Here is a 6,197-nt window from a genome sequence, read left to right on the forward strand (position 1 = left end):
CCAACTCCTGGCTCCTTGACGCCTCTGTCAATAGCGTGGTCACGATTGTATTCCATCTTGCGGTGACAGCCAGGCATACAGGTTCCGCCGTTGGTCGTAGTGGTAAAGGAAATTGACATTTGCCATTCTCCAAAGTACGAACCAGTCTGGTTGATCAACTTTGGGCCATCGCTGGCGTGGGGTTGATGGCAAGTCTTACAGGTTCTCCCCTTGCGTGGAATACTGGCATGGAGGTTGTGGAGGTTTGCCGGGCCGTTCCGGAATGATGTTGCTTTACTCGTGTTCTGGCTGGTCAGCAATTCTTTGTCATGGCAGGAAAAGCAGAGATCGTAGAGATCCTGGTCGTAAGGCGCATAAAAGGTATCTGGGTAAGGGCCGGTCAATAATTTTAGAAACTTAGAGCCATGAGGGTCGTGACATCCGCTGCAGTCTCCTTGGGCGACCGGTTCGTGGACAAAAGTCTTCTTTAGTTCTAACGCAATATTCTTTGGCGCCTTGGCACTGGTTGATTTTTTGTCGCTATGGCAGGAGATGCAAAGATCTAACTGTTTGTTGTTGAGTAGTTTTTCGTATGGTGAGTAGTGGGGCTGGTGGCAGGTGCCGCATTGTTTGTCAAGGTAGGCTCCACCATGCTTTGATCGCGATTTGTTGAATTTATCCTCAATGTCGTCATGACAGGTAAAGCAGAATTTTTCCCCGCTTTCTTTTAACAGGCTTGGGGCGTCGCTGCCGTGTGGCAGGTGACAGGAGACGCAACCTTCAGTCTGTACTACTTTGTGGATACTGAGGGACTCCTTGACCCCTTGTGCGATGTCAGTATGGCACTCAAAGCACAGGGATTGAGGATCATTTTTGAGCAGTCCTTTGTGGTCGGATTCATGGGGGCTGTGGCAGTAAGTGCAGGCGCCAAGCCCGACAGGACCATGGGTGTATTTTTTTGTCGAAAATTCTTGGTCATGACACTCCTGGCAGAGTGTATTTTGGTTTTCAGCCGAAATATTCAACAAGAAGGGACTGTCGGAGGTGTGTGGGTTGTGGCACCTAGTGCATTCTCCATCTCGGGCGGGCTGGTGGGTGTATTTCTTGCCCAGCAGTCTGGGGTGGCATTGTGCGCAGAGGTCAGACCCTTGGGCCGCTAGTTGAAAGTCGGATCCTGCCGTATCCGGGTGTTGCTGGTTCACCTGTTGATGGCAGGCCAGACAACGGCTGGTTTGTGCAGGATGGTGGTTGATTTTTCCAGACGTTATAGTCTGATGGCAGGTGGAGGTGAGGCAGGAGGGATTTTCCGGGAAGGATTGGCTTTGCTTGATAAGGGTATCTTGTTGATTTTTGCTTGCTGTTTGGTCAGTCGTGTATTTGTTAATAATCATTTGCTTCATGGCGGCATCGGGCATCTTGATCGGTGCCGGGACAGGTAGGGATGAGTTGACGGTGGTCTTCTCCTTTTCACCCTGACGGGGAGGGAGGGGTTTTCCCTGGACGGTGTCAAGGGACTCTTCCTTGGCATCGGTAAAGGGTTCGTGCTTGACGGCTGGTTTGATGCTTATAGGGTGTGTTTTTTTTTGGTCTTGCTGAGGAGGGGTGGCGCCAAGAGTGTGAATTTTCGAAATCCGTTCCGGTTTGAAGTAGCCGTGGATGATTGCCGGTGGCCGCTGGGTGATTCTCTGCGCTTCGGTAAAGAGCGCAATAATTTCCTCTCGCTTTTCCGCTTTTCCGATCCGGACGGTGTGAAAAGGGGCTATGATTTCAATCCGCAAGAAATCCTTGGCGCTGTCAGGCAATGCTTCGGCAAGGCGGTCATACCAGAGGATTGCCTCATCTTCATTGGCGTAACTTCCTACTTGTACCGTATAGAAAAGGGGTTCTTTCCCTTGAGTTGCAGTAGCGGGATCGGCGGCAAGGGTGTGGGAAATAAAAGCTTGGTAGATTCCTGCGAGGGTCAGGAGTATAAGGAGTACGCGAACCAAGGGACGCGCTATTGTTGGGTAGAGTTGATGTAGTGATATCACGCGCAACGTAAGTTAAGTAGATTGTTGAGGAACAATAACCGAGTTAATACGATAGAGTAAAATTCAACGCAGTAAGCTCTTTGTTCTGTCCCCTTCGGCTCCGCTCAGGGAACGGTCCCGCGATAATTGTTCCCTGAGTGGAGCCGAAGGGGACAAGGCATTGGCTACCAGTCGGTGTTTATCTCCAGCTGGAGATTTAGCTGAAAATAGTTGATGGTCTCGCAAAAAGTCACGGGATGGCTAAGCAAAAGGGCCGATATACAAGACGCAGTGTGCTTTTGCGAATGAGGCCACACATATGGTGTGCCGAATGAGCAAAAGTGCGCTGCAACGCAGTAGATCGGGCTTTTTGCGACGCCATCATAGTTAACAGCCACGTAAGACAATGACAGGGTTCGTAGTTAATGAAATTTCACACTGTGCCGTTATACGAATTTAACGGGGGAAATGCAAGGCCTCAGTGGCTGATAAGCCAAGGTGTGGCCATCTGCTGCATCGCCTGAAGGAAGTTTTGGGCGAAGCGGCGCGTGTTGCATATCGGAGAACGAGACAGGCGGTCGCGCATGGAGTTACGTAACTCTGATAACCGTTTGAGGTCATTGGCAAGTGTGGTGGTCATTGAAATATAGTCATCAGTCGTAGGTGCCACCAGTTCTGACAGGCCGGTCCCAACGAGGACGCTTGCCCCCATCCTGGCGGCATACCTTTCTCCCAGTAGAGCTATGACCGGGACCCCCATCCACAGGGTGTGGCAGGTAACTGTGTGGCCGTTATGGGGGAATGGGTCGAGGGCAATATCTATTGTATTGTAAAGTTGCAGATACTCCTGCATGGGTAGCGTAGCCCTCATGCTGATTCGTTCGGAGTCCACTCCCTGGTCGCTGAATAAAGATTGGTAGCGGTTGATAATAAATTCGTCGGCAAAGGGAGCCCCTATCATTATCAGTCGGGAGTGCGGCGTTTGTATAAGAATTTTTGCCCACACGGCGATGACCTGTGGGGAGATCTTTGCCGGATTGTTGAGGGAGCCGAAGGTGATATGCCCTTGAGTCAGGGCGGGAAGCGGACCGATGGCTGGAGCGTCAACAGGCGGTTCATAGCAGAAGAAGGCATCAGGCATCCTGAATAGCTTCTCGCTATGCCATGCCTCCGTGCCGGGAGGGTCTGTCACAATGTCGGTGAGGCGGTAATCGATGACCGGCAGCCCGGTGGTGTTGACATAACCAAGCCAGCTCACCTGGACAGGGGCTGGTTTAAGCGCCATGATGTCCAGTCGGTTATTTGCGGAATGTCCGGCCAGGTCGATCAGGATGTCGATACGATCTTGATGGATTCTTGCTGCCGCTTCAGCAGCCGTGAGTCCTAGGGTGTTGGTCCAGGTGTCGGCAATGGAGAGCAGTCTGTGGCTTACGGCATCCTTCTGCTGATTGTGCATTTCGGCGTAACAGTGCAGGCTTGCCTTTTGTTTATCGATGGCGGAGAACAGTGGGGTGAGGAATGTTCCCACCGGATGCTGCCGAAAGTCAGGGGAGAGAAAGCCGATCCGTAATTTTTGACCAGAGATTCGAGGTTGGTGAGTGAAGATGATTTCTTTTGGCGCATGCTGCTGCCACCAGCCTTTGGCGGCAGAGTAGAGCTGTTCTGGGCTATAAGAGGGATCGTAATTCATAGAGAAGAGCAGATCACTGTGTGCCTTGTGGTCGTTGGGGCGGAGCGAGAGGTACTGCTTAAGGCAGGCAATATCGTCCTCAATCATCCCGTGTTCTTTGTAGGTCCAACCGAGGTTGACATAGGCTTCGCCAAGATCAGGCATGTGCCGGATGGCCTCTTGGTAGCAGTGCATGGCGGCGTTAAGCTTTCCTTGTTTGACTAAGGTGTTGCCCAGATTGTTGAGGGCCACGGCGTAATGAGGGGTGAGGGCAATGGCGTGCTTATAGGCTGTAACGGCATCGGTGAGTTTGTTCTGGGCTTGCAGGATATTGCCGGACTCGAAAAAAGCCGTGCTGTTCTGCGGGGCATAGTGGATGATTTCTTGGAGACAGGCTAGAGCTTCATCAAGCAGTCTTTGCTCCAGCATGATCTTGGCCATCATTTCATGCGCTGGGATGAAGGAGGGCTTGGTGATGAGGATGGTGCGAAAGCTTTGGAGTGCCCCAGCAATATCACCTAGCTCACGGCGGGTCATCGCCAGATTAAATTGAGATTCCAGGTGGCCCGGTTGCAAGGAAAGGGCCTTCCTGAATGCGGTGGTGGCCTTGTCGAGTTCTCCGGCGCTTCGCAGGGCTGAGCCTAGGTTTGAATGGTAGTCAGGCCGCGAGGGTGTTAGGGTAATCGCCCGGGTCAAGAGCGGGATGGCATCCTTAAATCTCCCTTGTTGCTGATAGAGGGTTGCCAACAGGTTTAAGGCGTCGGTGTTTCGTGGCAGAGCCGTCAGGACGGCACGGTAGAGGGTTTCTGCCTTGTAGATGTCACCGTTGTTGTGGGCGTTGATGGCTGTTTGGAGAGTATTGGTTGCAGGGGGGGATGTTTTTTTTATCCCGGAGGTAGGGCGTTGTTTGATTTTCCGGGACATAGTGTTTTTGGGTTGTGGGTCGTTGCCGAAGCAGTTTCTAGTGTGCCAGATTTTCGAGGCGGATATCAATTTGATTAAGCCGCAGGTCGTGGGCTAGGCCATGACATTTGCCGCAGCTTTCAAATTGTGACAGGATGGACTGGGAGTGTGGTGTGTTGTGGCACTTTTGGCACTCGGGTATGGTTTTATGTTTGGTGGCATGGCACTCTGCGCATTTAACATTGCGGTGTTTGGCGCGGCTGGCCCCTAGGAGAGAGTAAACTTCCAAGTGGCAAGGGCCGCAATATTCAGAAGGTGTGTCTGGGGCATAATTCACTTCCAGGGGCATATGGGGTTTATGGCACTCCATGCAAGTTGCATTGGCCATGCCTTCTAGGTGTGATTGGTGACAGTTGAAGCATGGGGGGAGGTAGCCGTGATGGGTGTGGCATGCGGTGCAGTCGAGGGTTGAATGGATTGATTGGTAATCCTGCAGTTGTTCGAGTTGGCCGTTATGACAGGTGGTGCAAGGACCGGTAATGGTTTTGGCAAGAGTGATTTCCATGGGGGTATGCGGGTTGGTGTGGCACTCCAGGCAGTTGGTCAGGCCGAAATGGGCAGCTCCTTGATGACACTGATTGCATAGAGGGATGATGCCGGTATCGTGGGGGGGGTGGCCAGGGTGGCATCCGGTGCAGGTAAGCTTGTCTCGGTGTGCCATGCCTTTGCTATGAATAGAGGCGACAACACCTGGATGGCATTTGGCGCAGTCATTGAGGCTCAGTTGGTTCAGGGGCTCATTGGACTCAGGGATGTCCATCGTGTCGGCAGCGTGGCAATGGGTGTTGTCGATAAGGCATAAGGCAGCGAGGAGGCAAAGATATTTGGTTGCAAATATCAGCTTGCCTATTATTATCGACAGGATGGTGTTTTTAAATCCGGTAGTGGGCATAAAGTCTAATGGTCGGTAACTGCTCAGGTTAGCGGTTGGCAGTTATCGGTTTACGGTTTACGGTGAGTAATCCTGTCAATGGCGGAGGTAACCGATAACCGATAACCGATAACTGATAACTGTTAACCGCTAACCGCTAACTTAAGCTGTGAGATTGACAGAAAAGGCAGGCATTGTCAAGAATTCTGGGGTGTCTGCTCATAAGCGATGGTAAGGGATCTTTTGTTGTGGAAATGAAAAGATATAAGTATGTGCTTTTGGGAGTGATGTTATTCGTCTTGGCGGGAGTGTTGTCCTGCGTCAAGACTAAGCAGAGTCGGGCGCTGCCGGATACCTCGCCAGTAGAATTTGTAGGGACATGTCAAGAGGGTGACTGTCTGGAGGGATCTGGAACTATGGATCTTGATGGCGGAGGTAAATACATCGGTGACTTTAAACAGGGCAAATTCAATGGTCAGGGAACAATAACTTTGGCTGATGGCTCGAGCTTTAGTGGGAGTTTTCGTAATGGGAGATACCAGGGAGGCGGCGCCGTTGTTGCTGTCGACGGCAGGAAGGGGACGTGTCTTAAGGAGAGTGATTGCCTGAATGGCTCTGGAATGATCACTTTTGAGGACAAGACAGTCTATGATGGTAGATTTCGTTTAGGCCTTCTGGAAGGATATGGCTTTATTTCAACACCAGA

General features: G+C 51.6%; 4 protein-coding genes. 1 reads left to right on the top strand and 3 read right to left on the bottom strand.

What is annotated here, in order from left to right:
* The 3 genes from FP815_00150 to FP815_00160 form a co-directional block, all read right to left on the bottom strand.
* Positions 1-2,009 (bottom strand): hypothetical protein (locus tag FP815_00150; GenBank protein ID MBA3013352.1); only part of this gene is annotated, 2,009 nt, incomplete at its 3' end.
* Positions 2,010-2,466: 457 nt separating this feature from the next.
* Entirely contained in the window at positions 2,467-4,581 is a 2,115-nt protein-coding gene (locus FP815_00155; protein ID MBA3013353.1) for a tetratricopeptide repeat protein, read from the bottom strand.
* 37 nt (positions 4,582-4,618) lie between these two features.
* Positions 4,619-5,512, bottom strand: a complete 894-nt coding sequence (locus tag FP815_00160; protein MBA3013354.1) for a cytochrome C — start codon at positions 5,510-5,512, stop codon at positions 4,619-4,621.
* Between the two features lie 233 nt (positions 5,513-5,745).
* On the opposite strand from FP815_00160, the gene FP815_00165 reads away from it, so the two are divergent.
* A partial coding sequence (locus tag FP815_00165) for a hypothetical protein (GenBank protein MBA3013355.1) occupies positions 5,746-6,197 on the top strand: 452 nt, incomplete at its 3' end.

Source organism: Desulfobulbaceae bacterium (assembly GCA_013792005.1).
Lineage (GTDB): Bacteria > Desulfobacterota > Desulfobulbia > Desulfobulbales > VMSU01 > VMSU01.